The following is a 26,019-nucleotide window of genomic DNA, read 5'->3' on the forward strand; positions in this document are numbered from 1 at the left end:
GTTGGGGTAGCATCCGCGCCTTTTGCCCCGACCTGATCATGACCAACCTGACCAAACCCGAACTGCTCGCCCCCGCCGGCACCCTGAAGAACATGCGCTACGCCTTTGCCTATGGTGCCGATGCGGTCTATGCCGGCCAGCCGCGCTACAGCCTGCGGGTGCGCAACAACGAGTTCGACCATGCGAACCTCGCCCTCGGCATCAAGGAAGCCCAGGCCCAGGGCAAGCAGTTCTACGTGGTGGTCAACATCGCCCCGCACAACGCCAAGCTGAAGACCTTTCTCAAGGACCTGGAGCCGGTGATCGCCATGGCCCCGGACGCGCTGATCATGTCCGATCCCGGGCTGATCATGCTGGTCCGCGAGCACTTCCCGCAGATGCCGATTCACCTCTCGGTGCAAGCCAACACGGTGAACTGGGCCAGCGTGAGGTTCTGGAAAAGCATGGGTCTGACCCGGGTGATCCTGTCGCGGGAACTGTCTCTGGAAGAGATCGGGGAAATCCGTCAGCAGGTGCCGGAAATGGAGCTGGAAGTGTTCGTCCACGGCGCGCTGTGCATGGCCTACTCCGGCCGTTGCCTGCTGTCGGGCTACATGAACCGCCGCGACGCCAACCAGGGCAGTTGCACCAACGCCTGCCGCTGGAAATACACCGCGACGGAGGCCACCGAGAACGAAACCGGGGACATCGTCCGCGAAGTCGACCCGACCCTGGGTATCGGCGCGCCCACCGAGCAGGTGTTCGTTTTGCAGGAGAGCAACCGTCCGGGCGAAGACATGCCGGCGTTCGAAGACGAACACGGCACCTACATCATGAACGCCAAGGACTTGCGCGCGGTGCAGCACGTCGAGCGTCTGACCCGCATGGGCGTGCATTCGCTGAAGATCGAGGGCCGGACCAAGTCGCACTTCTACTGCGCCCGCACCACCCAGGTGTATCGCCAGGCCATCGACGACGCGGTGGCCGGCCGCGAATTCGACCGCTCGCTGATGCTGGATCTGGAATCACTGGCCCAGCGCGGCTACACCGAAGGTTTCCTGCGCCGGCATGTGCATGACGAGTATCAGAACTATCAGCGCGGCAACTCGGTGTCGGACCGCCAGCAGTTCGTCGGCGAACTCACCGGGGAGCGGGTCAACGGCCTCGCGGAGGTCCAGGTGAAGAACCGCTTCGCCCTGGGCGATCACCTGGAGTTGATGACGCCGGGCGGCAACTTCCACTTCGACCTGGCCGACCTGCGTGACCGCCAGGGCAAGCCGATCGAGGTCGCGCCCGGTGACGGCCACACGGTCTACCTGCCCGTGCCGGAGCAGGCAGACCTGGCCTACGCCCTGCTGATGCGCGACGTCAGCAACTGACCGCGCTTTGCGGTTAGCGCTGGGCCGCCATGTCGGCGCTGTCCGTAGCGCGGATCACCAGGGAGCGGTACTGCGGATCGGCCTTGATCTGCGCTTCGGTGAACGGCGTCGGGTACCACTGCTTGGCCGAAAACGCGCGGGTCTGGTCACTGCCATGGGGCGAAGCGGCCTCGCTGGACTGGGAGAACACCAGCAGCCCCTGGGCGTTCGGGCCCTTGTCGTCGAAAGTCACCAACTGAAGGTAACTGGTGCCGCTGACCACCAAGCGCTTGCCCGGCGCCACTTCGACACTCTGGATCGCGTTGTACACGCCGAGGTTGGCCGGGCCGCCATGGATCGGTGTGCCGTCGGCGGCCTGCTGAATCTGCCCCCATTGACGTTCGTCAGCGAGCCCGGCCTGGGCCACTTGCTGCGCCGAGGCGCGTAGTGCGTCTCGCAGTTTCGCCGCGACATCGGCACGCTCGTAAGCCAGGCCACGCGGGGTGTACCAAGGATCGGCCGGGTTGAACGGCACGCGCCAGAACCCGCCCTGTTTCTGCAATGCCTGCATGATCGACTGGAAATGCACCAGGCCCAGCCCGCTCTCCAGATTGGCGCGCCGGTCCCAACCCGCCAGGCTGTCGCAGACGGCTTTCAACGAAGCGTCATCGCGCTCGCCGGCACACCACTTCAGCAAATCAGGCAACAGCACGTCGGCCAGATAGACCTGGTCGTCCATGACCATCTGCTTGAGGTCTTGCGCGTCGAGCTTGCCGGGCTGCTCCAGACGGGTCAGGGCGAAACGGCTGCGCGGCCCGAGCGGCAGGCTGTCGCGGCTGATCAGCGGCGAGAAGCCGGTCAGCGGCTCAGCCGGGTTGGCCAGCCAGGCGGTGTCGTTGGAGTGCTGGACGAAGTCCGCGCGGCTCAGGTGCGGTTGCATCTGCGCCGGGAAAATCCCCGGCTGCGCCGCGCGCGCATCGACCTTCCAGTTGCACGCGCTGCGCGAACCATCGAGGACGATCATTTCCAGCCCGGCCGCCGGATCGCTGCAGCGGCCCAGCAATTCGGTATCGACGTAGGGCACAACCGAGAAATTCATGTACAGGGTCTGCCCGGCCCCATCGGTGGCCAGCGTGTTGACCCACGGAATACCCTGCAAACGCTGCACCGAGTCCTGCAACGCGGCCAGGCTGTCCGCCTGGTTGATCGCGTGCCATTGCTGCAGCACGCGGGTGTTATCGAGGTTGGCATCCCGCAGGCTGAAGGCAACCTGCGAGGTCCAGTCCAGGCGGCCGGGCCACTGGACCACAGGGCCGAAACGGCTGCTGAACAATTCGCGGGTCACCGTGCTCAACTGGCCATCCGCGCCTTTGACGGTGACGCTCAGTTGCTGCCGGTCCAGCGGCAACGATTGCCCATCCAGCAGGTAACGAGTCGGGTCTTTCGGGTCCAGTTGCAGGCGGTGCAGGGTGAAGTGGCGCGAGGCATCGACGGTGTGGGTCCAGGCCAGGTGCTGGTTGAAACCGATATTGATGACCGGCAGCCCCGGCAGCGCGGCGCCCATCACATCGAGCTGGCCGGGCACGGTCAGGTGCATCTGATAGAAACGCATGCCGCCGCCCCAAGGGAAATGCGGGTTGGCCAGCAGCATGCCGCGCCCCGTGGCCGAACGCTCACGGCCAACGGCCACGGCGTTGCTGCCGCGCTCAAGGGCAAAGCGCTGCTGACGTTCCATGGCCAGGTGGAATTCGTGGGTGCCACGCTGCGCCGCAACCGTCGGCGGCTTCGCCCCCACCACCGCTTCCGCGAACTGGCCGACCCCACCTTCCACCAGCAGGCGCCGGGTCAGCTTGACCAGATCGAAGGCCGTGATCGGCCGCAACCATTGCGCCTGCCGGCATTCCTCCGGCAGGCCCTGGGCGGTGCGCTCGGCGAGCGCGCGGTTGAAGCCCTTGGCGTAACCCTTCAGCAACGCCTGGATCGGCGCCGGCTGCGCCTGCCAGAACGCCGACACGGAGGTCGGCGTGTTGAGCCAGGTGAAAAACAGGTCGCTGGTGAGGTTTTCCCGCTGTTCGAGGGTGCGCTGTTGCGGCCCGAAGTAGCGCGAGCGCTGGCCATTGACCGTCAGCACTTCATTGGCCAGCAGGCAGAGGTTGTCCTGCCCGTAGGCGTAGCCGATGCCGTAGCCCAGGCTGCGGTCGTCGCTGGCGAGGATGTGCGGCACGCCAAAGGTGGTGCGACGGATTTCCGCGTGGATGTCGTCCGGGACATCCCGGGCCTGGGCCGAAAGACCGAAGCCGACGAGCAGTGTGGCCAGGCAAAGTTTGGGGAGGGATGCAATGGTGATCACGCGAACTCCAGCCGGATCAGGATCAAGGGGCATCCTGAATGAACGAAGCTCACATGAAAAATTTACGGTAAAGGGGGCTTTGCTTCGTTACAGGTAGGAACGCGGAATTTTTTTTCCGAAAAGTTGCAGATTTGCCGCGCTCATTCGTCTTATAGGGTGAGAGCGTCATTTTTGAACGCAGGACAGACAGGCTCTGGAAAGGGAGTTTTTTCGAATGTACAACCAACAACAACCGGTTCAACCGCTGCGTTACAGACGCAAGGTCAACGCCCCGCTACAGGTCAAGAGCGAAGCCCCGGAAACCGAGGAACGCGCGGGCAACGAGCAGATCCGCGAACTGCTGCGGGTCTTCGGCCTGCGCACCAGCCTGATCCGGCTCAAAGTCATCGACGCCTTGCACATGGCTGACCGTGACGGTCGCAGCATCGGCGTGCGCGGCATCCACAGCCAACTGGAGAAGCTGGATATTCCGCTGTCCTTCCTCAGTGTGCGCGAGGTGCTCAAGCGCCTGTGCGTGGAAGGCGTGATCAACATGGGCAGCGACAAGTGCTACAGCCTCAACCCCCAGGCCCGCGCCGTCCTGGAACAAAACCGCTGAGCGACCGGCCGGCGCAAGCCGGCCGCCCTGCTCGACTTCCGTCAGGGTTTGACCTTGCGGCGCATGATGCCGTTGATGACCACGAAGATCACCGCCAGGCCCATGGCCAGGTACTGGAACAACTGCTCGGTGATCACGCCTTGCTTCTGCAGCCAGGACATCCCCAGCATGGCGCCCAGCAGGATCAGGGTCATCAGGATCGAGTATTTGAGGCGTTGCCGTTGAGTCATTGGTAAATCCTTGCGACAAACTGTGGTGACGGCCCGGAACTGGCCGGGCGCCATGATACAACGCCGCTTTCGCCCCGAGGATGTTTTCCCGGTTTTTTACACCCCCCGTACCTGAAAGCATGCGTGGCTCCGGGCACTGCGCCCTCTCCAGCGAGCCGACCCTCCCATGTCCATCCGCCTTCTGCTTGGCAGCCTCACGCTGGCCACCAGCCTCGGTGCCCACGCGCTGAACACTGAAAAACTCCCCGAATCCGCCTTGCTGTCCCTCGGTGCCACCCTGGCCCATGGCGCCGGCAGCAGCCAGTGGCAGCAACTCTGGCAACGCACCCGCGCCGCCGGCCACCTGAGCCCGGGCGAGATGGCCCACTTCACCCTCCCCCAACCGCAGGTCGCCGAGCTGGTGAAGACCACCCTGCGCCAGGCCGACAGCGCCGACGCCGCAAAATCCACCCAGGTGCGCTATCGCCGCGACTTCCAGCCGCAAGTGGTGGGCATGCTCAGCGGCACCCCGCTCAGCGCCATCTGCCTGTGGGTCGACTGGCGCACCCTGCCGGAGCTCCATGAGGCCTCCATGGCGCCGCATATGGGTCAGGTCAGCCTGCTTGTCAGCCAACCTTGTCCCTGAGTGAGCTTTGCCAACACATGTGGCGTGTTGCGCGGCGGTGACGCCGAACCACAACGGCTGGAATCTCGAAGCAGAGGTTCTGCCTACCACCGGCGATCATGAAACTTACAGTTCTTTGACTCGTTGGCTACCGTCGCTGACCTGCTTGATACCTAGCGACCCCGGTTCGGCTGATCGAGAATCGACCTCACGCCACCTGCCCAGTCCAGTGCTCGATCGCTCTTCGCTTGGCACGGATATTCAAGCCCTGCATGGCCCGACACGGTGGCCCTTTGCTCACCACGCCAACAACAAGGAAGTCATCATGCAATCCTGTGAACTGAAGCGAATCGACATCGGGCAACTTCCGCAATCACTGCAAATGCTCATTGACTGTATCGGCATCGAACATGCTTACCGCCTCACCAGCATTTACGGCGGGCGCCCCAAGTACATTCCCAAGCACCTCGAACGCACCTCGCTGGCGGAAATTCTCCCGGTCGACGCCCTTGAAGCGCTGATCAAGCGCTACGGCGGCATGGCCCTGGAAATTCCCAAGTGCGATCACTTCAACCGCCAACTGCGCAACCAACAGATTCAGGAGGAAAGCTCCAACGGCCTGTCACGCAGCGTACTGGCGAACAAATACGGCCTGAGCCTGCGCCAGATCGGCAACATCCGCCGACAGGATGCCCTCCAGCGCTGACCGACAACCTGCCGGCCCATCACCGATAACCCGCGCAATCCCGCGCACTTCGAGAAAAGGAACTCTTGAATGGCAACTCTCGACAGCGGCCTCATCGGCTCTGTAATGAACGCACTCCCCCTCGACCGCATGATCTCCGGCCCGCTGCAAGCCATGATCCAGGCCCAGGTCACCGCCAGCAAATCCTACGCGGACTTCCTCATGGGGGTCTGCATCAAGGACGGCAAGGCCGTCGCCATCCAGTTCGACTACGACGAAGCCCTCACTGATGAGCAAGGCGTCTACAAAGGCACCGTGTCGCGCAAGATGCAGATCCCGCTGCTGGCCGCCGTCGCCCACCCGAACATCGTGGTGGAAGAAGGCACCATCGACTTCGAACTGACCGTCAGCCAGCAAGCGGAAAACACCAGTGAAACCGCCGGCTCTGCCGAGTTTGGCGCCTCACTGGGTTGGGGGCCGTTCAAGGTGGACGTACGCGGCCAGGTCAGCCACAAGTCCACGCAGACCCGCAAGACCGACACCCGCGCCCGCTACGCCGTCAGCACCAAAGTCCGGCGCCAGGACCCGCCGGAGGCGCTGATGCGGGTCATCGACTTCCTCACCGACGCCGCCACCAAACCCATCACCCTGCCCAACACCGAAGCCCGCAGCCCCGAGGCGCTGCCCGACGACAACAAACTGCCGGCGCCGGACCAGCAGACGGCCTGAACACCTCGCCCCGACCGCCCCGCCCTCACCGGCGGGGCATCCTTTCATCCCGCTGAGGAATGCTGCCCGTGGATCAAACGCCCCCCAAGGAACCGATCGCGTCGAGTGACCTGTGCGACATCACGCGCGGCCTGCAAGAAGCCGCGTCCGCCACCACCAGCCTGATCGCCCAGCAATACATCAGGTTGTTCGACCAGTTTTTCGACTACGACCCCGAAGCCCTGGGCACACCGATGAAGGCGAAGATGGTGGAAGTGGCGGTGGACGACCAGCACAGCCTGAAGATCCCCTTGATCGCCCTGGTCGCGCCGCGCGGGCTGGCGCTGGAGCGGATGCAGGTCGACCTGTCAGTGAAGATCCAGAACACCCGGCCGGCCGCGGACCAGTGCCCGGAAGCCCGCCATCAGCGTTTTTTCGTCAAGGTCGGGCAACAGACCAAACGCCAGGGCGAGGCCCGCGACCCCGACGAGGTGCAGATCCGCATGCAGTTCCACGCCTGTGAGCCACCGGAGGCACTGAACCGGCTGATCGAGGAATACACCCACCTCATCTCGCCCTCGCGCCGGGCCGCCCTGCCCGACGACCGCCCGCCTTCCAGCAACGAGTTCATCGACGCCGCCACCGTGCGTTGACCCGCCGCCTCAGAAGTCCCGCTTGTAGAACAGATCCAGGGAGCTGGCCACGCCGCTGGCCGCTTCCAGGTACAAACGCTTGCTGAGCATGTAGCGCAAGGCGATGGTGTTGGCCGGTTCGAACACCCCCACGCCGTAGCGCAGGCTCAGTTTTTCGGTCAGGTTGCCGCTGGCCACCACGCTGGTGGTGTTGCCGCTGCCTTCGGTGTCGAGCTGGAAGTCATCGATGCCCAGGCTCGACGCCAGACTGCCGGTGATCCCCGCACTCCCCGCCAGGCCCAGTCCCAATGCCGCTTGCGCCAACATGTTGTTGTCTTCGCCGGTGGTACTCAGCGGACGCCCCAACACCAGATACGACAAGGCCTGTTCCTGGCTCATGGCCGGCTCGGAGAACACTTGGGTGGTGGGTTGTTCGGCGCTGCCGCTGAGGCGGATCCCGGCAATCACGTCATCGGTCTTGCGGATCGCTTCGATATCCAGATACGGCTGGTCGATCGGCCCGGCGAACAGCAGACGCGCGCGGCGGATGGTCAGGCGCTGGCCATAGGCGCGGTAGCGGCCATCGGACAGGCTCAGTTCGCCACGGGTATCGAGGTTGTCGCCGATATGCACATGACCGAGCAGATTGGCGGTCAGGCCGAAGCCGCTGAACGAGAGTTTTTCCTGGCCCACCTGGACATCGATGTCCATCGCCACGGCCATCGGCGCTTTACCTTCCTCGGTCTGATGACCAACGATCACCGTGTCCTCGGAGACCTTGACGGTGGACGGCGGCAGATCGCGCACCGTGATCTTGCCCTTGGGCACCAGCACCTTGCCGCTGATCGCCAGCCGCTCGCCCTGCAGGCTGATCTTGAGGTCAGGCGCCACTTCGAGGGCGGCGTAAGGTTCGACGTTGACCGGCAGACGCTGCCCCTGCAGCGCCAGGCCCACCGCCAGGGCCCGGCCCCAGCCGATCTCGCCACTCAGCCGGCCTTGCCCGGCTTCGCCACTGCGCCAGTCGCCCGTGAGTTGAACCTGCTCGCCCGCGATCAACGCCCGCACCGTCAGCTCGCGCAGGCTGATCGGCAATTCCGCCCCGCCGACCTCGCCCCCCGACAACACCAGGTTACCGTTGACCAGCGGCGCCAGCAGCGTGCCGGAAATCTGCCCGCTGCCATTCAGTTGCCCGGCCAGCCGCTCGACCATCGGCACGAACGGCCGCGCCACCGCCAGATCCAGACCGCTCAAACGGAACTCGCCGCTCAGCGGCTTGTTGCGCGCCAGCGGATCGATGCGCGCCGACAGGCTCAACTCACCCAGGCGTCCACCGCGAAAATCCAGGCGGGTATCGACCCGACGTGGGCCCAACGTGCTGTCCAGACGCAGGCTCTGGTACGGGAAATCAACCCACTGCCCCTTCTCGCGGATACGCAGGGTGCCGCCACTGGCATCCACCTGCACCGTGCCTTTCGGCCCGCTGGCCGGCAGGTCGAGATTGATATCGGCGTTGAGCTGGCCCTGCCAGGCGAAGTCCTTGGGCAGCCATTGCGCCAGGCTGTCGAGGGGGAATTGCTTGAGGTGGTAGCGAATCCGCGGCTCCGGCGCCAGGCGCTGCTCGTCGCCACACAGGCTGGCCTGCCCGGACCGCCAGCAATGGGTGCCGAAATCGATCTGCCCATTCGCCAGCCGCTGCAGTTTCGCCGGCGCTTGCAGGCGCCAGTCCTGACCACCGGCGCGAATCTCGCCCGAGGCCAGGCGGCCGCGCCAGTTGCCCTTGTCCAGTTGGCCATCCAGGCCCAGGTCGAGCTTGAGCTGCGGCCCGTCCAGCGCCAGTTGCAACTGCTGTTGGCGGATGTCGCCCTGGCCCTTGGCGGTCAACGTGCCGAGCGCCGTCTCGCCGGCGCGAATGCCGCTGGCGCTGAGGTCGATCAAGGCTTTCTGGTTGCTGTCCAGGCGAGCGTCGAGGTTGAGGATCTGCAGACGGTTTTCCGCCTGGGCCAGTTGTTGCCCTTGCAGCTTCAACTGCCCTTGCGGCGCCTTGAGGGTGCCCGCCACATCGACGCGGCCCTTGATCTGCCCCTGCAATTGCGGCCAGAGCTGGCCGAGACGCGGCAGGTTGAGGTCGATCTGCCCGGCGAGGCGCTGTTGCAGGCTGCCACTGCCGATGACCTGGTTGTCACCCAGGCGTAATTGCAGGGTTCCCAAGGTCCACTGCTCGCCCGCGCCTTCGGCCTTGAGCTGCAACACCGCCGGTTGGCCACGCAGTCGGCCCTTGAGGTCGAGGTCGGCATTGAGGCTGAGTTTTTCGTTCTTCAACTCGCCTTTGCTACGCAGCGGTCCGCCCAGGGTGCCGGGCATCTCCGCCAGCCAATACGCAGGGTTCAGGTCCGAGAGATCCAGCGCCGCATCCCACGCCACGCCATTGGCGAAGGCGACGCTGACACTGCCGGCCGCCTTGCCCTGGCCTGCTTCCAGTGCGAGCTGCGGCAGGCTGATCTTGCCGAGGTCGCCCTTGAACGGACTGCTGACTTTGAACGCGCCAGCCGGGCCGTCGAGGTCGCCGTTGAAATCACCTTCGTAGTTGCCATCGCGGTACTGCACCTGGGCCTTGAGCCGGTACAACTGCACTTGCGGAGGCTGCTCCAACGGATAGAGGCGCAGCCAGGGAAAGTCCTGCCAGTCGAGGGTGGCGCTGGCCGTCAGGGCTTGCTCCCAGTTGGCGCTGGCGGTCAGACCCAGGCGTTGCGCCGGGGTGGCGGTCAGGTCGAGGGCCGCCACTTCGGCGCCCTTGGCATCGACCCGTCCGCGCAGGGCCAGGTTGATCGGCCCCTGCTCCGCCGCCAGGTTGCCCGCACCGATCAGTTGATAGCCGGCCTTGAGGTCCCCGTGGGCGGTGAGTTCCAACTGCTCGAAACGCAGGGTGTCCGGCAGGCTGCCCAGCGCCTTGAAGCCGGTGGCGCTCAGGCGCACTTGCGCCGGCAGGTTGTCGGCCAGCGGCTGCAACTGGCCGCTGAGGCGACCTTGCAGATAGCCGCTGCTATCGGCTTGCAGGTCCAGGCTCTTCTGCAGTTCGCCCTTGACCTGCAACGCCAGGTTCCAGGCCTGGCCGTCCACTGCCGGCAATTGCAACTGCCCTTCGGCCTGCAACGGCCAGTCGCCGCCGGGTTGCAGCAGACCCTGAAGGGTCAGGTGCAGGTCTTCGCGCTTGAGGTCGAGGCTGTCGATCTTCAGCCCTTCACGGGTCCAGTGCGCCGCCAGGGTCAGGCCGCTCAACTGTTCGGCGCCGTCCAGACGCAGGGTGCCGACCTGCACTTCGCCCAGTTCAATGGCCAGCGGCAGGTCGAGTTCGGGAAGTTTCAACGGCCCGCTGTCAGGGTCCGTTTCGGTGGGCGCGAAGGTCAGTTCGACCTGCGCCGCGTGCAGTTTGTCCACGCACAGGGTGCGCCGCAGCAAGCAACCGGGCGTCCACTCCAGCAGCGGCGCGACCAGTTCGACCCGGTCGCCACCCGACTGCCAGACCAGCTTCTCCGCCTGCCACTGCCGGGCGAGGGTGCCCTGAAAACCGTCCACCTCAAGCCCGGGCACCAGGCCCAGTGCCCAACGGCTGCCGGCCTGGGTGCCGAGTACCAGCCCCAGCGCCAGAAGCAGCAAGACCAGCAGCGCGAACAGGCTGATCGCGATCCATTTCGATACCTGCTTCACAGCTCCGGCCCCATCGAGAAGTGCAAACGAATACCGCCGTCGTCATCCAGCGCCTTGGCCAGGTCCAGGCGCAGTGGGCCCACCGGCGAAACCCAGCGCACGCCGAAGCCGACGCCGGTCTTGAGGCTGGGGAAGTCGAGATTGTTGAAGGAGTTGCCCTGGTCGACGAAGGTCGCCAGCCGCCATTTGTCGGCGATCTGGTACTGGTACTCGGCGCTGCCGGCAACCATGTAGCGGCCACCGATGCGGTCGCCGTCGCCATTCTCCGGTGACAGGGTCTGGTAGTCGTAGCCGCGCACGCTCTGGTCGCCACCGGCGAAGAAGCGCAGCGATGGCGGCACCGATTTGTAGCCGTTGGTGGCGCTGCCGCCGAACTGCACGCGGCCGAGGAAACGGTGGTTCTGCGCCAGCGTGGTCAGGCCCTTGACCAGCACGGTGCCGTTGACCAGGTTGGTGTCCGAGAGCAACCCTTCCTTGGCCACCCGCACATCGAATTGCAGGCGATAGCCATTGTGCGGATCGATACGGTTGTCGCTGCGCAGGTAGCTGTAGCTGACGCCGGGCATCAACAGGGTGCTGAGGCCGGAGTCGTCGCCGAGGCGATATTCTTCGCGCTGCCATTTCAACGAAATCACCCGCTGCCAGCCGCTGGGCAACTTGCTGTGCCATTCCGGGCCGACGGTCAGCAGCTTGCTGAGGGTGTCGGTGCCGGCGATCTCTTCATATTGATAACCGCCGGCATAGCGCAGCTTGTCGGTGAGCGGCGGGTCGAGGGGCACGTCGTACCACAGGCCGACGTTCTGCCGCGGCGCCGACAATTCGGTTTCGATGCCGTAGCTGTGGCCTTGCGGGTTGACCCAGTGGCGCGTCCAGCCGGCCTTGCCACGCGGACCGACGTCGGTCGAGAAGCCGAGGCCCAGGCTCATGGTCCGCGGCTTGCGGGTCTGCACCTGGACATCCACCGGAATGCTCTGGCCCACTGCTGCGGTCGGCGCGGCATCGACCCGCACGCCTTCGAAGTAGCCGCTCGATTGCAGCGCGTTGTTCAGTTCAGCGATCAACTCGGAGTCGTAGGGCGTGCCTTCCTTGAACGGCACCATGCGTTGCAGCAGCTCTTCGTCGAACGGCGAATCGCCGTCGAACTGCACCCGGCCCAGGCTGTAGCGCGGGCCGCTGTCGTAGACCAGTTCGATATCCGCGACCCCGGCAGCCGGGTCCACCGCCAGGCGGTTGCGCACGAAGTGGCCCTTGAAGAAACCGTAGCGCGACGCCTGGTTCTGGATCAGCCGCTTGGCGTCTTCGTAGTGACCGTGATTGAGCACTTCGCCGCTGCGCAAGGCACGGCTGTCGGGGACACGGAAGGATTTGAGCTGGCTGGCCGGGCCTTCGATGCGCACGCTGACGTCGCGCAGGCGGATCGGCTCGCCCGGCTCGATGTTCAAACGCAGGCGCGGGCCCTTGTCATCGTCGCGCGGCGGCAGCACCTCGCTGTCGATCTGCGCCTGGTAGTAACCCAGTGCCTGGGCGGCCTTGCGGGCCTGTTCCTCGGCCCCGCGACTGAAGCGCAGCAGCGCCTCTTCATCGCGCTCGCCGAGGCTACCGATATAGCCCTCGACATTGGCCTTGAGGTCGTTATTGGCGGGTTTGATGCGGATAACCAGCTCACTCTGTGCCGCCGCCGCGAAGCTGCTGGCCAGGCACAGGATCAAACCGCAGGTGAAGCGTCCTGAATACGTCATAGGCGCGGATGCTACCAGAGCCTGGCGAATGGCTGGAACCCGAAAGGCGTCTGGGTCGGGCCTGCGTCAGGCACTTTCCTGTGCGACCCGCTGTGGTCCCGGGTGAAAAAACACATGCTCGCGGATCGGTCCCACAGCGATTTCGCCAATCTCCTGGTAGCCCTGGCGCTGGTAGAACGCCAGGTAATGCTCGTTGCCGGTATCCAGCACCACGCCGTGGGAATTTTCATCCTCGGCGCACCAGTCGTGGACCGCCGTCAGCAATTGCTCGCCGTAGTGCTTGCCCTGGAACTGCGGATGAATGCCCAGCAGCGGCAGCACATGCACGGCGTCGCCGGGCAGGCAGGCCATGAGCGCGGCGCGATAATCGAGGTAGCGGCGGGTGCAACGGAAGCCGGCGCTCAACACCATGCGCATGCGCCAGGCCCAACTGTCGGTGACGCCCAGGCGGCGTACCGGCGGCGAGATCAGGGCGATGCCAATCAAGCGGTCGTCCACCAGCAGGCCAATTGCCGGCAACTCCTGATAGAAGTGCTGACGCACCCGCTCGCGGACCAGCGCCCGCACGCGCTGGTCGAAGCCGGCGCGTTCGGCTTCAAACAGGTAACCGTAGGTGGGTTCGTGGCGGTAGGCGTGGTAGAGCAGCGAACGTGCCTCGCGGCTGTAGCCACTGTCGAGTAGACGGACTTCGGCCGGCGCGGGGGTCGATTCAGGCATGGTCACGGTTCTCCTGATGGCAGTTGGGCATGGCTCTTTGAGATGCGGGCGGCGCCAACGTTCCTTCTTGGTTGGGCTGGAGTATAGACAGCCGCTTCAACGGCATCATCGCTGGCCGGCCAGGCCGATGTCGGCTAGCATCCAGCCTTTTACCCAGGACCCTGTTTCCATGAAGATCGTCTCGTTCAACATCAACGGCCTGCGCGCCCGGCCCCATCAATTGGCGGCGTTGATCGACAAGCACCAGCCCGATGTCATCGGCCTGCAGGAAACCAAGGTGTCGGACGAACAGTTCCCGCTGGCGGATGTCCAGGCCCTCGGCTACCACGTTCATTTCCATGGCCAGAAAGGCCATTACGGCGTCGCCCTGCTCTCGCGCAAACCGCCACTGAGCCTGTTCAAGGGCTTCTCGACCGACGAAGAAGACGCCCAGCGCCGTTTCATCTGGGGCACGTTCGCCGACGACAATGGCAACCCGATCACCATCATGAACGGCTACTTCCCACAAGGTGAAAGCCGCGATCACCCCACCAAGTTCCCGGCCAAGCAGCGCTTCTACAGCGACCTGCAGGCGCTGCTGGAAACCCAGTTCAAGAACGACCAGCCGGTAGTGGTGATGGGCGACGTGAACATCTCGCCGGAAGACTGCGACATCGGCATCGGCGCCGACAACGCCAAGCGCTGGCTGAAGACCGGCAAGTGCAGCTTCCTGCCCGAAGAGCGCGAGTGGATGGCCCGCCTGAAGAACTGGGGCCTGACCGACAGCTTCCGCCACCTGCACCCGGAAGTGGTGGACCAGTTCAGTTGGTTCGACTACCGCAGCCGCGGCTTCGAAGACCAGCCCAAGCGCGGCCTGCGCATCGACCTGATCATGACCTCCAACGCGCTGTTGCCGCGGGTCAAGGCGGCGGGTGTGGATTATGAGTTGCGCGGGATGGAAAAACCTTCCGACCACGCGCCGATCTGGCTTGAATTGAACTGATCGATCCGGGGACCGCATGGCGGTCCCCCACAAGGGCCATCTGCTCGCGATCAGCCTCCGCCGCACCTGTCATCTTTCGGTCACCTGCCTGTCTTAATCTGCCGAAACCTTCGTTTCCAGAGTCTCCGCCGGCAATGATCCGCCCCTGTGCCCTTCTCCTTATTCTGCTCGCGCCCCTTGCCGCCGCCGACACCCTGCGCATCCAGGGCTCCAACACCATCGGCGCGGTGCTGGCGCCTGCGCTGGTGCGCGGTCTGCTGGAAGACCGTGGCCTGCGTAATATCGAGACCCTGCCATCGGACGTCGCCAATGAGGTGCGCGTACAGGGCCGCGACGACAACGGCCAGGTGCAGCGGGTGGAAATCGCCGCTCACGGCAGCAGCACCGGTTTTATCGCACTGAAAAACGGCAGCGCCGACCTCGCCGCCGCCTCGCGCCCGATCAAGGACAGCGAACAGGCCGAACTCCAGGCCCTGGGCAACCTGACCGGCGCCGACGCCGAGCAGGTCATCGCCCTGGACGGCGTGGCGGTGCTGGTCCATCCGGACAATCCGCTGCCGCAACTGACCACCGAGCAACTGGCCGGGGTCTTCTCCGGGCGCATCGCCACCTGGGAAGAACTCGGCGTCGGCGGCGGGCCGATCCAGTTGTATGCCCGCGACGACCGCTCCGGCACCTGGGAAACCTTCAAGACGCTGGTGCTCGACCCGCATCACCAGCGCCTCGCCAGCAGCGCCCGGCGCTTCGAGTCCGGCGAGCAGTTGGCCGAAGCGGTGCGCCACGACCGCCAGGCCATCGGTTTCAGCAGCCTGACCACCGTCCACGGCGCGCGGGTGCTGGCGGTTGCCGACGGGGCCTCGCGGGCCATGCTGCCGAGCGCCGAGCAGATCGCCAGCGAGGACTATCCGTTGTCGCGGCGGCTGTATTTCTACCTGCCGCCGACGCAACGCAATCCCCTGGCCAAGGCGCTGCTGGACTTCACCCAAAGCCCGCGCGGCCAGGCCATCGTCGCCAGCAACGGCTTCGTCGCCCAGCAGGTGCGCCCGCTCAGCGAACCACCCCAGGCCGACCTGCCGCCGCGCTATCGCCACCTGCTCAGCGAGGCGCGGCGGCTGTCGGTCAATTTCCGTTTCCAGGAAGGCAGCGCGACCCTGGACAACAAGGCCCTGCGGGATATCGAGCGGCTGGCGGACTACCTGCGACAGAACCGCAAGCTCGACGGCAAAGTGGTGCTGGTGGGTTTCGGCGACGCCAAGGACGACGCCCGCCGCGCCGACCTGCTGTCGCGCCTGCGGGCAATGGCGGTGCGCCGCGAACTGGCCAGGCACGAGGTCACCCTGCGCGACGTCATCGGCCTCGGCGCCGAATTGCCGGTCGCGGCGAACACCGATACCCAGGGCCGCATCCGCAATCGCCGGGTTGAAGCCTGGGTGTATTGAAAGAACGGTGCGCTGAAGGAAATTTCTTAAAGTCTTGTAAGACCTTGTAACGCTCTCGCCCGCCCCGCCCCGTGTCCGGCAACTAGGCTGGAACCTGTGACGCCGGGCCCCTCTGACGGTCGCCAACCGCCATGTCGGAGTCACAGTTGCTTGCCAACTACGACATCGGGAGGGGCTCATGACAGCTCTGCAAGATTTTTTCAGCGCCGAATTCCTCGGCACCAGCAGCCTGCTCTGGCTGGCCTTTATCGTGATCGTCATCGCCCTGCTGGTCTTCGACCTCGGGGTGCTGCACCGCGACCAGCATGAAATCGAAATGCGCGAAAGCCTGCTGCTGTATGCCGGCTATTTCAGCGTCGGCGTGATGTTCGGCGGCTGGATCTGGTACGAACTGGGCGCCCAGAGTGCCCTGGAGTTCTACACCGGATTGCTGGTGGAACAGTCGCTGTCGATGGACAACGTGTTCGTCATGGCGATGATCTTCGGCTTTTTCGGCATCCCCCGGCGTTACCAGCACCGCGTGCTGTTCTGGGGCATTCTCGGCGTGGTGGTGTTGCGGGCGATCATGATCGGCGTCGGTAGCGCGCTGGTGAAGGAGTTCGACTGGATCCTCTATATTTTCGGCGCGTTCCTGCTGATCACCGGGGTGAAGATGCTGTTCAGCCGCCAGGAGTCGCACCCTGACCTGGCCAACAACCCCTTCATCAAATTCATCCGCAAGCATGTGCGGGTCACCGACCAGTTGCACGGTGCGCGCTTCTTCGTGCGCCTGGTGCCGGCGGGGCAATCGAAGGCGATCCGCTACGCCACGCCGCTGTTTCTTGCCCTGGTGCTGATCGAACTGGCCGATCTGGTGTTCGCCGTGGACAGCGTGCCGGCGATCTTCTCCATCACCCAGGACCCGTTCATCGTCTACACCTCGAACATCTTCGCGATCCTCGGGCTACGCGCGTTGTATTTCGCCCTGGCGGCGTTGATGCACCGGTTTGTCTACCTGAAGTACGCGTTGGCGCTGGTGCTGATCTTCATTGGCGGCAAGATTTTCCTGCACGGGTTCATCGGCAAGATTCCGGCGCTGTTGTCGCTGGGGGTGACGTTCGGGTTGCTGGCGGGCGGGGTGGTGTTGTCGTTGTTCAAGACGCGGGATGAGAAGGAGCCGCAGAAAGAGCATTGAACAGATGGCCTCATCGCTGGCAAGCCAGCGCCCACAGACTTTGGACTGTGTGGAAGCTGGCTTGCCAGCGATAAGGCCAACAGAGCGACAAGTACTTGCTGAACGTATCAGTGACTGCCGCGCAGCATTTCCTTCGGCACATACTTGCCGATCTCGTACTTGCCGATCGCCGCCCGGTGCACTTCATCCGGGCCGTCGGCCAGGCGCAGGGTGCGCTGCATGGCGTACATGTAGGCCAGCGGGAAGTCGGCGGAAACCCCGGCACCACCGTGAATCTGGATCGCCCGGTCGATGACCCTCAACGCCACGTTCGGCGCCACCACCTTGATCTGGGCGATTTCGCTACGGGCCACCTTGTTGCCCGCGTGGTCCATCATGTACGCCGCTTTCAGGGTCAGCAGGCGGGCCATGTCGATCTCCATCCGCGAGTCGGCGATCTTGTCGACGTTGCCGCCCAACCGCGCCAGTGGCCGGCCGAAAGCGGTGCGCTCCACCGAGCGCTTGCACATCAGTTCCAGCGCCCGCTCGGCCATGCCGATCGAACGCATGCAGTGGTGGATACGGCCCGGGCCAAGGCGGCCCTGGGCGATTTCGAAACCACGGCCCTCGCCGAGGATCACGTTGTCATACGGTACGCGCACGTTCTCGAACAGCACTTCGGCGTGGCCGTGCGGCGCGTCGTCGTAACCGAACACCGGCAGCGGACGGACGATCGTCACGCCGGGCGCGTCGGTGGGCACGAGAATCATCGAGTGCTGCTGGTGGCGCGGGTTTTCCGGATTGCTCAGGCCCATGAAGATCATCACCTTGCAGCGCGGGTCGCAGGCGCCGGAGGTCCACCACTTGCGGCCATTGATGACCCACTCGTCGCCATCGCGCACCGCGCGGGCGGCCATGTTGGTGGCGTCGGACGACGCGACGTCCGGCTCGGTCATGGCGAAGGCCGAGCGGATATCACCGCGCAACAGCGGCTCCAGCCACTGGCGCTTCTGCTCGGCGCTGCCGTAGCGCACCAGCACTTCCATATTGCCGGTGTCCGGCGCCGAGCAGTTGAACGGCTCCGGCCCCAGCAACGAACGGCCCATGATTTCCGCCAGCGGCGCGTACTCCAAGTTGGTCAACCCGGCGCCCAGTTCCGACTCGGGCAGGAACAGGTTCCACAGGCCTTCGGCCTTGGCCTTGTTCTTCAGTTCTTCCATGATCGCGGTCGGTTGCCAGCGATCGCCCTCGGCGACCTGTTGCTCGAACACCGGTTCAGCGGGATAGACATAGGCGTCCATGAACGCAGTGACACGTTCGCGCAGGGCCTGGACCTTGGGTGAGTAGGCGAAATCCATGAGCAGTACCTTCTTCGTGAAAGGGATCTGGAATCGATGCTAGATCACCGGGCAAAATCCACCTAGTCTATTTTCGGCGTGTATAAACATTCATAACCGATATATGATCGACCCCATAACGCCAACAAGAGCAGTGCCATGAACTTGAGCAAGGTCGACCTCAATCTGTTCATCGTTTTCGATGCCATCTACACCGAAGCCAACCTGACCCGCGCCGGGCAGATCGTCGGCATCACCCAGCCGGCGGTGTCCAACGCCCTCGCCCGCCTGCGCGAAACCTTCAATGACCCGCTGTTCGTGCGCACTGCCCAGGGCATGGTGCCGACGCCCATGGCGCAGAACATCATCGGTCCGGTGCGCAACGCGCTGTCGCTGCTGCGGGTGTCGGTGCAGGAAAGCCGCATCTTCAATCCGCTGCAGGCCAACAAGACCTTCCGCATCAGCATGACCGACCTCACCGAGGCGGTGGTTCTGCCGCCGCTGTTCCAGCGCTTGCGGCGCCTGGCGCCGGCGGTGGTGATCGAGAGTTTCCTGTGCAAACGCCGCGAAACCACCAAGGAACTGGCCGCTGGCCGCCTGGATTTCGCCGTCGATGCGCCGCTCAACACCGACCCGCAGGTGCGCCATGTCAAGTTGATCCAGGACCAATACGTGTGCGCCATGCGCCAGGGCCACCCGATGGCCAAGGACAAGATCAGCCTCGACGAGTACATGAGCCTGACCCACATCCACATTTCCAGCCGCCGCAACGGCCTGGGTTATGTCGACCTGGCGCTGGGCAAGATGGGCCTGCAACGGCGGATCGCGCTGCGTTCGCAGCATTACCTGATGGCCTCGCAGGTGCTGCAGCAGACCGACATGGTCATGACCGTGCCCGAGCGCTTCGCCCGTCGGCACAACCTCAACTACGCGAGCCTGCCGGTGAATGACGTGCCGCCGCTGGAAACCCATTTGTACTGGCACGAAAGCACCGACCAGGACCCGGCCAACCGCTGGATGCGCGAGCAGATGATCGAGTTGTGCCAGGCGGTGGTGGCGCAGGATGAGCGGGATGTGAAGGCGTAGAAAAACAATCGCGGGGTCGGTTCGGGGCAAGGAGTGCGTGGTTCCTTGTCCCGGGCCGGCCCCGCGAGTGCATTTACAACCCGGTGTGTATTCGCTGGCCTTTGGGCCTCATCGCTGGCAAGCCAGCTCCCACGGGCATCGCAGATCGTCAGAACAGCGCTGTAGTTGTGGAAGCTGGCTTGCCAGCGATGAGGCCCGAAAGCCCCTACAAAATCAGAAGGTCATTTCCTTCACATCATCCGCCACGATCAGCTTGCCCGCAGTCTTCTCGATAATCTCCTCGACACTCACCCCCGGCGCCGTCTCGCGCAGGATGAAAGTGCCGTTCTCGATCTCCAGGTAAGCCAGGTCGGTCAGCACCTTGCGGATGCAGCCGGCACCGGTCAGCGGCAGACTGCAACGCGGCAGCAGCTTGGACTCGCCGTCCTTGGAAGCGTGGGTCATGGTGACGATGATGTTGTCGGCGCCCGCCACCAGGTCCATCGCCCCGCCCATGCCCTTGACCAGCTTGCCGGGGATCATCCACGAGGCGATGTTGCCTTCCACATCCACCTCGAACGCGCCAAGCACGGTCAGGTCGACATGGCCGCCACGGATCATGGCGAAGGACTCGGCGGAGTTGAAGATCGACGCGCCACGCCGGGCGGTCACGGTCTGCTTGCCGGCGTTGATCATGTCGGCATCGAGTTGGCTTTCGGTAGGGAATTCGCCCATGCCCAACAGGCCGTTTTCCGACTGCAGCATCACGTCGATATCAGCCGGGACATAGTTGGCCACCAGGGTCGGGATGCCGATGCCGAGGTTGACGTAGTAGCCGTCCTTGAGTTCGCGGGCGACGCGCTGGGCCATTTGTTCGCGGGTAAGTGCCATGGTCAGGATCTCTTTGTTGTTCTGTGCAAGGACGGGTCAGGCTTTGACCGTGCGTTTTTCGATGCGCTTTTCGAACGTGCCGACAATGACCCGGTCGACGTAGATGCCCGGGGTATGGATCTCGCTCGGCAGCAGCACGCCCGGCTCGACGATTTCCTCGACCTCGACCACGGTGATCTTGCCGGCGGTGGCCGCCAGCGGATTGAAGTTCTGTGCGGTGTTGCGATAGACCACGTTGCCGTAGTGGTCGGCTTTCCAGCCTTTGACGATGGCGAAATCACCGGTGATGGCTTCTTCGAGGATGTAGTTGCGGCCGTTGAACTGGCGCACTTCCTTGCCGTCGGCAACCGGCGTACCGTAGCCGGTGGCGGTGTAGAAGGCCGGAATACCGGCGCCGCCAGCGCGCATTTTCTCGGCCAGGGTGCCTTGCGGGGTGAGTTCCACCTCCAGCTCGCCGCTGAGCAACTGGCGCTCGAACTCGGCGTTTTCGCCAACGTAGGAGGCGATCATCTTGCGGATCTGGCGGTCTTCCAGCAGCACGCCCAGACCGAAACCATCAACGCCGCAGTTGTTCGAAACCACGGTCAGGCCGCTGACGCCGCGGCGCTTGATTTCAGCGATGAGGTTTTCCGGGATGCCGCACAGGCCAAAACCACCCGCCAGTACCGTCATGTTGTCGGTCAGGCCTTCGAGGGCCTGTTCATAGGTTGCTACGCGCTTGTCCAGTCCGGCCATGCTGATCCGCCTTTTGTCGTTGTAAGAGCCCGACAGCGTGTCGGGAAGCGTCTGTCGGCATCTTCTCCCCTGGCGACTTATTTGTTAATTTTGTTTTTCTCATCGATTGATTTGGTTTTTAAAACAATCCCATGAACGTCAAGCAATTGCGTGCCTTCGTCGCCGTCGCCACTTACCAGAGCTTTGCCCAGGCCGGCGAGCACCTGCACCTGTCGCAGCCAGCCCTGAGCCTGACCATCAAGAGCCTGGAAGAACACCTGGGCGGCACCCTGCTCAGCCGCACCACGCGCAGCGTCAGCCTGACCCCGGAGGGCGAAGTCCTGCTGCCGTTGGCCCGGCAACTGCTGGCCGACTGGGACAACACCGAAGAGCTGCTGCGCCAGCGCTTCACCCTGCAACTGGGGCGGGTGTCCATCGCCGCCATGCCGGCCTTCGCCGGTAACCTGCTACCACCAGTCTTGAAGGTGTTTCGCGAGCGTTACCCGCGGGTCAACGTCACCGTGCATGACGTGATCAACGAACAAGTGCTGGAACTGGTGCGCCATCGGCGGGTCGAGTTGGGTATCGGCTTCGAGCCGGAAACCAGCGAACCGCTGCTGTTCAAGCCGCTCTACCTGGACCGCTTCGTCGCGGTGGTGCCAACCGACTCACCGTTGGCACAGCAGCCACAGGTGCGCTGGCAAGAGCTGCTCAAGGAAGATTTCATCACCCTGCAACGTCCTTCGGCGGTGCGCCTGCTGCTGGAACGGCATGTGGCGGCGGACCACGGCAAGCTGGCGGTGGCGTTCGAGAGCCATCAGTTGTCCACGATTGGCCGGATGGTCGCCAATGGGTTGGGGGTCAGCGCGGTGCCAGCCTTGTGCATCGGCCAGATGCGCGAGCTGGGGGCGCAATGCGTGCCGCTGGTGGCACCAAGTATCGAGCGGCGGATCGGGGTGATCCTGCTGGCGGACCACAAGCTGTCGGCGGCGGCGCAGGCGGTGCTGGACGTATTGATGGAACAGATCAAGGAGCCCGCGCTGGTGTGATGTGCGGCCCCACTACACTCAAGAAGGAGATGTTCAACCATGCGCAACACAACGCTCGGCGACAAACAGGTGCCCATCATCGGCCAAGGCACCTGGTACATGGGCGAGGACCCTGGCCAGCGCCCGCGTGAAGTCGCAGCCCTGCAACAGGGCATCGACCTCGGCCTGACGCTGATCGACACCGCGGAGATGTACGCCGAAGGCGGCGCGGAAAAGGTGGTCGGCCAGGCGCTGGCTGGCCGTCGCGACAAGGTATTCCTGGTCAGCAAGGTCTACCCGCACAACGCCAGCCGCAAAGGCGCCATCGCCGCCTGCGAACGCAGCCTGCAGCGCCTCGGCACCGAGCACATCGACCTTTATCTGCTGCACTGGCGCGGTCAGTACCCGCTGGAAGAAACCGTCGAAGCCTTCGAGCAACTGCGCGACGCCGGCAAGATCGGGCGCTGGGGCGTGTCCAACTTCGACACTGACGACATGCGTGAACTCGATCAGCCGACCTGCGCCACCAATCAGGTGCTGTACAACCCCGAGCAACGTGGCATCGAGTTCGACCTGCTGCCGTGGTGCCGCGAGCATCAGGTGCCAGTCATGGCCTACTGCCCGCTGGCCCAGGCAGGCCGCCTGCTGCGCCACCCGGTGCTGACGCAGATCGCCGAAGCCCATGGCGTCACGCCGGCGCAGGTGTGCCTGGCCTGGGTCACCCGCCAGGACGGGGTGATCGCCATTCCCAAGGCGGTGGAGCCGCGCCATGTCCAGCTCAATGCCGCCGCGGCCAACCTGACCTTGCGCGCCGAAGACCTGCACGCCATCGACCAGGCGTTTCCTGCGCCGACCCGCAAGCAGCGCCTGGCGATGGTCTGAGGCTCAGTGAAAGTCCCGGCTGCGCACATCCAGCCCGTGTAACAGCGGGCTGAGATCTTCCAGGCGGCGGGCGATCAGATGGCGCACGCCGTCGGCAAACTCCAGCTTGCCCATCACCCGCATCAATTGCGCCCCCACCAGCACCCGCCGCTGACGCTCGGCCAGGTCGCGCCAGACCACCACATTGAGCATGCCGAACTCATCTTCCAGGGTGACGAAGGTCACGCCGCTGGCGGTCTGCGGTCGCTGCCGGCCCACCACCAGACCCGCCACGCTGATCACATCACCATGGGCTACGCCCTCCAGCCCCTGCGAACTGCGACAACCCAGCCCCGTCAGGCGTCGACGCAACAACGACAGCGGGTGTGGGCCAAAGGTGGTGCCCACGCTCTGGTAATCGGCGAACAGGTCTTCGCCGATGCTCGGCGCAGGTAACTCGACGGGCGCTTCGGCGGTGGGCTCGATGCCGGCGAACAGCGGCAATTGCGCCTGCACCGCCGCCACCTCCCAGCGCGCCTGATAGCGGTGCCCGGCCAGCGCCGCGAGGGCACCGGCATCGGCCAGCAGGTCACGGGCGCGACCGTCGAGGCTGGCGCGCAGGCACAGGTCGGCGACATCGCGAAAACCCCGTTCTTCCCGCACCCGCACCAGACGCAGGGCATCGTCCTGGCGAAACCCGCGTACCTGGCGCAAGCCCAGGCGCAGCGCCAACTGACCGTCTTCGCGCGGTTCCAGGGTGCAATCCCAATGGCTGTGATGCACATCCACCGGACGGGTCTCGATCCGGTGGCGGCGCGCGTCCTGCAGAATCTGGTCGGGGCTGTAGAACCCCATCGGCCAACTGTTGATCAGCGCACAGGCGAAGATCGCCGGCTCATGGCACTTCAGCCAGCAACTGGCGTAGGTCAGCAAGGCAAAGCTGGCGGCGTGGGACTCGGGAAAACCGTAGCTGCCGAAGCCCTTGATCTGCTCGAAGATGCGCTCGGCGAACGCCAGGTCGTAGCCGTTTCTCAGCATGCCTTCGGTCAGCCGCTGGCGATGGGGTTCCAGACCGCCGTGGCGCTTCCAGGCGGCCATGGAGCGGCGCAGTTCGTCGGCTTCGCCGGGGGTGTAGTCGGCGGCGACGATGGCCAGGGACATGACCTGCTCCTGGAACAGCGGCACGCCCAAGGTGCGCTCGAATACCGCCTTGAGCTTGAGGGACGGATACGTCACTTCCTCCTTGTCGTTACGTCGCCGTAGAAAGGGATGAACCATATCGCCCTGGATCGGCCCCGGCCGGACGATCGCCACCTGGATCACCAGATCGTAGAACTTTCTGGGCTTCAATCGCGGCAACATGGCCATCTGCGCCCGCGACTCGATCTGGAACACGCCGATGGTGTCGGCGCGGCTGATCATGTCGTAGGTCGGCGCGTCATCGGCGGGAATGCTGGCAATGGTCAGGCGCTGGCCGCGATGCAAGGCGTACAGGTCGAAACAACGGCGCAAGGCGCTGAGCATGCCGAGGGCCAGCACATCGACCTTGAGCAGACCGACGGCATCGAGGTCGTCCTTGTCCCACTGGATCACCGTGCGCCCTTCCATCGCTGCGTTTTCCACCGGCACCAGGGTGTCCAACGGCTGCTCGCTGATGACGAAACCACCAGGGTGCTGGGACAGGTGCCGAGGGAAACCCATCAGCTCGCCGGTGAGAGTCAGCACCCGGTGCAGCAGCGGGCTGTCCGGATCGAAACCGGCTTCGACCAGGCGTTCGGCGGACGGCACACGATCGCTCCAGCGCCCGCAGCAATCGGCCAGGGCGCCGAGCTGGTCGGGCGGCAGGCCCAGCACCCGGCCGATGTCCCGCACCGCGCCCGCGGCGTGGTAGCTACTGACCACCGCAGTCAACGCCGCCCGATGGCGACCATAGCGGTTGAACACGTATTGCAGGACTTCCTCGCGGCGTTCGTGCTCGAAGTCCACGTCGATATCCGGCGGCTCGTTGCGCTCGCGGGACAGGAAACGCTCGAACAGCAGATTGCTCCGGCTCGGGTCGAGCTCGGTGATACCCAGCACGAAACACACCACCGAGTTGGCCGCAGAACCCCGACCCTGGCAGAGGATGTCTCGCTCGCGGGCGAACTGGACAATGTCGTGGACCGTCAGGAAATAGGACGCGTAGTTGAGGTCGGTGATCAGTTCCAGCTCGTGCTCCAGCGCCTCGCGGTCCTTGACACCGATGCCCTGCGGCCAGCGCCGGGGGATGCCCCGCTCGCACAGCGCGCGCAACCAGGCGCTGGCGCTGTAGCCGGCGGGCACGACTTCGTGGGGGTAGTGGTATTTCAGGTCACGCTTGAGGTCGAAGTGACAGCGCTCGGCGATCCGCGTGCTTTCTTCCAGCAACGCAAACGGGTACAGCGCCGCCAGTTGCGGCAGGCTGCGCAGGTGCCGCTCGCCATTGGCGAACAGGCGGTGCCCGGCTTCCGCGACGGTGGTGTGATGGCGAATGGCGGTCATGCAGTCCTGCAAGGCGCGTCGACCGCGAGCGTGCATGTGCACATCACCGCTGGCCACCGCCGGAATGCCCAGGGTCGTGGCCAGCGCCAGCAAGCGCTCCAGACGCTGACGATCGTCGTGGCCGTGATGCAGTTGCACGGTCAGCCACAGGCGTTCAGCGAACACCTCGCGCAACCAGCGGCCCGGCGCCGGATCGTCGAGATCATCCGGAACCCACAACGCCAGCAGGCCTTCCGGAGGATTGTCGAAATCCTCGCGCAGCAACCGATAGCTGCCCTTCTCCGCCCGCCGCCGGGCCCGGGTGATCAGGCCGCACAGGTGCTGGTAACCGCACAGGTTCTCTACCAACAGCACCAGCTTCGGGCCATTCTCGACGCGCATTTCGCTGCCGACGATCAGCGGCAGCCCCACCTCATGCGCCGCCTGCCAGGCGCGGACGATACCGGCGAGGGTGCACTCGTCGGTGATCGCCAGGGCCTGATAACCCTGTTGCCGGGCGCGGCCACACAACTCCTGGGCGCTGGACGCGCCGCGCTGGAAACTGAAGTTCGACAGGCAGTGCAACTCGGCATACCCCATGCTCATGCGAACCAGCCCTGCAGCCACAGCACATCGCGCTCGCCGCTGTGAAAGTAGGCCCAGCCGCGCAGGCCGCTATCGGTTTCGACCCGGTAGTAATCGCGCCGCACATCGCCGCCGTCCCACCAGCCGGACTCGATGCGCT

At 64.6% G+C, this 26,019-nt stretch carries 21 protein-coding genes and 1 pseudogene; 12 read left to right on the top strand and 10 right to left on the bottom strand.

What is annotated here, in order from left to right; genetic code table 11:
• The first annotated feature begins 38 nt into the window (after window positions 1–38).
• Window positions 39–1,358 carry a tRNA 5-hydroxyuridine modification protein YegQ gene (gene yegQ / locus NTD82_RS02235; RefSeq protein ID WP_262127613.1) on the top strand — a complete coding sequence of 440 codons (1,320 nt, stop codon included), beginning with the start codon at window positions 39–41 and terminating at the stop codon, window positions 1,356–1,358.
• A 13-nt stretch (window positions 1,359–1,371) separates the two neighbouring features.
• Here the strand turns inward: yegQ and NTD82_RS02240 are convergent, their stop codons facing one another.
• Window positions 1,372–3,687, bottom strand: a complete 2,316-nt coding sequence (locus NTD82_RS02240; protein WP_262127614.1) for an acylase — start codon at window positions 3,685–3,687, stop codon at window positions 1,372–1,374.
• Window positions 3,688–3,901: 214 nt separating this feature from the next.
• Between NTD82_RS02240 and NTD82_RS02245 the strand changes: the two genes are divergently transcribed.
• The gene (locus NTD82_RS02245) at window positions 3,902–4,285 is read left to right on the top strand and encodes a fe2+ zn2+ uptake regulation protein (protein ID WP_095157241.1); all 384 of its coding nucleotides are present in this window, start codon (window positions 3,902–3,904) and stop codon (window positions 4,283–4,285) included.
• Between the two features lie 41 nt (window positions 4,286–4,326).
• On the opposite strand, the gene NTD82_RS02250 is transcribed toward NTD82_RS02245, so the two are convergent.
• On the bottom strand, window positions 4,327–4,515 hold the full coding sequence (locus tag NTD82_RS02250; protein WP_095157240.1) for a hypothetical protein: 189 nt from the start codon (window positions 4,513–4,515) through the stop codon (window positions 4,327–4,329).
• A gap of 166 nt (window positions 4,516–4,681) precedes the next feature.
• Here NTD82_RS02250 and NTD82_RS02255 point away from each other — a divergent pair, with 166 nt between their 5' ends.
• The 4 genes from NTD82_RS02255 (at window position 4,682) to NTD82_RS02270 (ending at window position 7,165) form a co-directional block, all read left to right on the top strand.
• Window positions 4,682–5,140, top strand: coding sequence for a hypothetical protein (locus NTD82_RS02255; RefSeq protein ID WP_262127615.1), 459 nt, complete (start codon window positions 4,682–4,684; stop codon window positions 5,138–5,140).
• Between the two features lie 304 nt (window positions 5,141–5,444).
• Entirely contained in the window at window positions 5,445–5,825 is a 381-nt protein-coding gene (locus tag NTD82_RS02260; RefSeq protein ID WP_262127616.1) for a Mor transcription activator family protein, read from the top strand.
• A 69-nt stretch (window positions 5,826–5,894) separates the two neighbouring features.
• A complete protein-coding gene (locus NTD82_RS02265) occupies window positions 5,895–6,533 on the top strand; it encodes a DUF2589 domain-containing protein (protein ID WP_095157237.1) in 639 nt (212 codons plus the stop codon).
• 59 nt (window positions 6,534–6,592) lie between these two features.
• Window positions 6,593–7,165 carry a DUF2589 domain-containing protein gene (locus NTD82_RS02270; protein WP_095157236.1) on the top strand — a complete coding sequence of 191 codons (573 nt, stop codon included), beginning with the start codon at window positions 6,593–6,595 and terminating at the stop codon, window positions 7,163–7,165.
• Window positions 7,166–7,174: 9 nt separating this feature from the next.
• Here NTD82_RS02270 and NTD82_RS02275 read toward each other — a convergent pair whose 3' ends face one another.
• From NTD82_RS02275 to NTD82_RS02285, 3 genes are all read right to left on the bottom strand, one after another.
• Window positions 7,175–10,849: a translocation/assembly module TamB domain-containing protein gene (locus NTD82_RS02275; RefSeq protein ID WP_262127617.1), complete on the bottom strand. Its 3,675-nt coding sequence runs from the start codon at window positions 10,847–10,849 to the stop codon at window positions 7,175–7,177.
• Window positions 10,846–12,588 carry an autotransporter assembly complex protein TamA gene (locus NTD82_RS02280; protein WP_262127618.1) on the bottom strand — a complete coding sequence of 581 codons (1,743 nt, stop codon included), beginning with the start codon at window positions 12,586–12,588 and terminating at the stop codon, window positions 10,846–10,848. The genes NTD82_RS02275 and NTD82_RS02280 overlap by 4 nt, the downstream gene beginning before the upstream one ends.
• A gap of 66 nt (window positions 12,589–12,654) precedes the next feature.
• Window positions 12,655–13,305 carry a GNAT family N-acetyltransferase gene (locus NTD82_RS02285; RefSeq protein ID WP_095157233.1) on the bottom strand — a complete coding sequence of 217 codons (651 nt, stop codon included), beginning with the start codon at window positions 13,303–13,305 and terminating at the stop codon, window positions 12,655–12,657.
• A gap of 169 nt (window positions 13,306–13,474) precedes the next feature.
• Between NTD82_RS02285 and xthA the strand changes: the two genes are divergently transcribed.
• From xthA to NTD82_RS02300, 3 genes are all read left to right on the top strand, one after another.
• Window positions 13,475–14,287 carry an exodeoxyribonuclease III gene (gene xthA / locus NTD82_RS02290; protein ID WP_175649558.1) on the top strand — a complete coding sequence of 271 codons (813 nt, stop codon included), beginning with the start codon at window positions 13,475–13,477 and terminating at the stop codon, window positions 14,285–14,287.
• A 134-nt stretch (window positions 14,288–14,421) separates the two neighbouring features.
• Entirely contained in the window at window positions 14,422–15,726 is a 1,305-nt protein-coding gene (locus NTD82_RS02295; RefSeq protein ID WP_262127619.1) for a phosphate ABC transporter substrate-binding/OmpA family protein, read from the top strand.
• Window positions 15,727–15,904: 178 nt separating this feature from the next.
• The gene (locus NTD82_RS02300) at window positions 15,905–16,900 is read left to right on the top strand and encodes a TerC family protein (protein ID WP_262127620.1); all 996 of its coding nucleotides are present in this window, start codon (window positions 15,905–15,907) and stop codon (window positions 16,898–16,900) included.
• A gap of 107 nt (window positions 16,901–17,007) precedes the next feature.
• On the opposite strand, the gene NTD82_RS02305 is transcribed toward NTD82_RS02300, so the two are convergent.
• Window positions 17,008–18,237 carry an acyl-CoA dehydrogenase gene (locus NTD82_RS02305; RefSeq protein ID WP_095157229.1) on the bottom strand — a complete coding sequence of 410 codons (1,230 nt, stop codon included), beginning with the start codon at window positions 18,235–18,237 and terminating at the stop codon, window positions 17,008–17,010.
• A gap of 138 nt (window positions 18,238–18,375) precedes the next feature.
• Between NTD82_RS02305 and NTD82_RS02310 the strand changes: the two genes are divergently transcribed.
• The gene (locus tag NTD82_RS02310; RefSeq protein ID WP_095157228.1) at window positions 18,376–19,302 is read left to right on the top strand and encodes a LysR family transcriptional regulator; all 927 of its coding nucleotides are present in this window, start codon (window positions 18,376–18,378) and stop codon (window positions 19,300–19,302) included.
• A gap of 213 nt (window positions 19,303–19,515) precedes the next feature.
• Here NTD82_RS02310 and NTD82_RS02315 read toward each other — a convergent pair whose 3' ends face one another.
• Together NTD82_RS02315 and NTD82_RS02320 are read right to left on the bottom strand one after the other, a co-directional pair.
• On the bottom strand, window positions 19,516–20,172 hold the full coding sequence (locus NTD82_RS02315) for a CoA transferase subunit B (RefSeq protein ID WP_095157227.1): 657 nt from the start codon (window positions 20,170–20,172) through the stop codon (window positions 19,516–19,518).
• Between the two features lie 36 nt (window positions 20,173–20,208).
• The gene (locus NTD82_RS02320) at window positions 20,209–20,907 is read right to left on the bottom strand and encodes a CoA transferase subunit A (RefSeq protein WP_095157226.1); all 699 of its coding nucleotides are present in this window, start codon (window positions 20,905–20,907) and stop codon (window positions 20,209–20,211) included.
• Window positions 20,908–21,038: 131 nt separating this feature from the next.
• On the opposite strand from NTD82_RS02320, the gene NTD82_RS02325 reads away from it, so the two are divergent.
• Window positions 21,039–21,935: a LysR family transcriptional regulator gene (locus NTD82_RS02325; RefSeq protein ID WP_095157225.1), complete on the top strand. Its 897-nt coding sequence runs from the start codon at window positions 21,039–21,041 to the stop codon at window positions 21,933–21,935.
• Between the two features lie 39 nt (window positions 21,936–21,974).
• The gene (locus NTD82_RS02330; RefSeq protein WP_262127621.1) at window positions 21,975–22,796 is read left to right on the top strand and encodes an aldo/keto reductase; all 822 of its coding nucleotides are present in this window, start codon (window positions 21,975–21,977) and stop codon (window positions 22,794–22,796) included.
• 3 nt (window positions 22,797–22,799) lie between these two features.
• Here NTD82_RS02330 and NTD82_RS02335 read toward each other — a convergent pair whose 3' ends face one another.
• Together NTD82_RS02335 and NTD82_RS02340 are read right to left on the bottom strand one after the other, a co-directional pair.
• Window positions 22,800–25,901, bottom strand: coding sequence for an error-prone DNA polymerase (locus NTD82_RS02335; RefSeq protein WP_262127622.1), 3,102 nt, complete (start codon window positions 25,899–25,901; stop codon window positions 22,800–22,802).
• Window positions 25,877–26,019, bottom strand: a pseudogene (locus NTD82_RS02340) (DNA polymerase Y family protein); the annotation flags it as partial. The gene NTD82_RS02335 and the pseudogene NTD82_RS02340, both read right to left, overlap by 25 nt.

This window comes from Pseudomonas sp. 5P_5.1_Bac1, from assembly GCF_025466015.1.
In the GTDB taxonomy this organism is placed as follows: Bacteria; Pseudomonadota; Gammaproteobacteria; order Pseudomonadales; family Pseudomonadaceae; genus Aquipseudomonas.

Bases quoted from the DNA above. Each gene is read 5' to 3' on its own strand.
- yegQ (WP_262127613.1), top strand. From the start codon at position 39: ATGACCAACCTGACCAAACCCGAACTGCTCGCCCCCGCCGGCACCCTG.
- NTD82_RS02245 (WP_095157241.1), top strand. From the start codon at position 3,902: ATGTACAACCAACAACAACCGGTTCAACCGCTGCGTTACAGACGCAAG.
- NTD82_RS02250 (WP_095157240.1), bottom strand. From the start codon at position 4,515: ATGACTCAACGGCAACGCCTCAAATACTCGATCCTGATGACCCTGATC.
- NTD82_RS02255 (WP_262127615.1), top strand. From the start codon at position 4,682: ATGTCCATCCGCCTTCTGCTTGGCAGCCTCACGCTGGCCACCAGCCTC.
- NTD82_RS02260 (WP_262127616.1), top strand. From the start codon at position 5,445: ATGCAATCCTGTGAACTGAAGCGAATCGACATCGGGCAACTTCCGCAA.
- NTD82_RS02265 (WP_095157237.1), top strand. From the start codon at position 5,895: ATGGCAACTCTCGACAGCGGCCTCATCGGCTCTGTAATGAACGCACTC.
- NTD82_RS02270 (WP_095157236.1), top strand. From the start codon at position 6,593: ATGCTGCCCGTGGATCAAACGCCCCCCAAGGAACCGATCGCGTCGAGT.
- NTD82_RS02280 (WP_262127618.1), bottom strand. From the start codon at position 12,588: ATGACGTATTCAGGACGCTTCACCTGCGGTTTGATCCTGTGCCTGGCC.
- NTD82_RS02285 (WP_095157233.1), bottom strand. From the start codon at position 13,305: ATGCCTGAATCGACCCCCGCGCCGGCCGAAGTCCGTCTACTCGACAGT.
- xthA (WP_175649558.1), top strand. From the start codon at position 13,475: ATGAAGATCGTCTCGTTCAACATCAACGGCCTGCGCGCCCGGCCCCAT.
- NTD82_RS02295 (WP_262127619.1), top strand. From the start codon at position 14,422: ATGATCCGCCCCTGTGCCCTTCTCCTTATTCTGCTCGCGCCCCTTGCC.
- NTD82_RS02300 (WP_262127620.1), top strand. From the start codon at position 15,905: ATGACAGCTCTGCAAGATTTTTTCAGCGCCGAATTCCTCGGCACCAGC.
- NTD82_RS02305 (WP_095157229.1), bottom strand. From the start codon at position 18,237: ATGGATTTCGCCTACTCACCCAAGGTCCAGGCCCTGCGCGAACGTGTC.
- NTD82_RS02310 (WP_095157228.1), top strand. From the start codon at position 18,376: ATGAACTTGAGCAAGGTCGACCTCAATCTGTTCATCGTTTTCGATGCC.
- NTD82_RS02315 (WP_095157227.1), bottom strand. From the start codon at position 20,172: ATGGCACTTACCCGCGAACAAATGGCCCAGCGCGTCGCCCGCGAACTC.
- NTD82_RS02320 (WP_095157226.1), bottom strand. From the start codon at position 20,907: ATGGCCGGACTGGACAAGCGCGTAGCAACCTATGAACAGGCCCTCGAA.
- NTD82_RS02325 (WP_095157225.1), top strand. From the start codon at position 21,039: ATGAACGTCAAGCAATTGCGTGCCTTCGTCGCCGTCGCCACTTACCAG.
- NTD82_RS02330 (WP_262127621.1), top strand. From the start codon at position 21,975: ATGCGCAACACAACGCTCGGCGACAAACAGGTGCCCATCATCGGCCAA.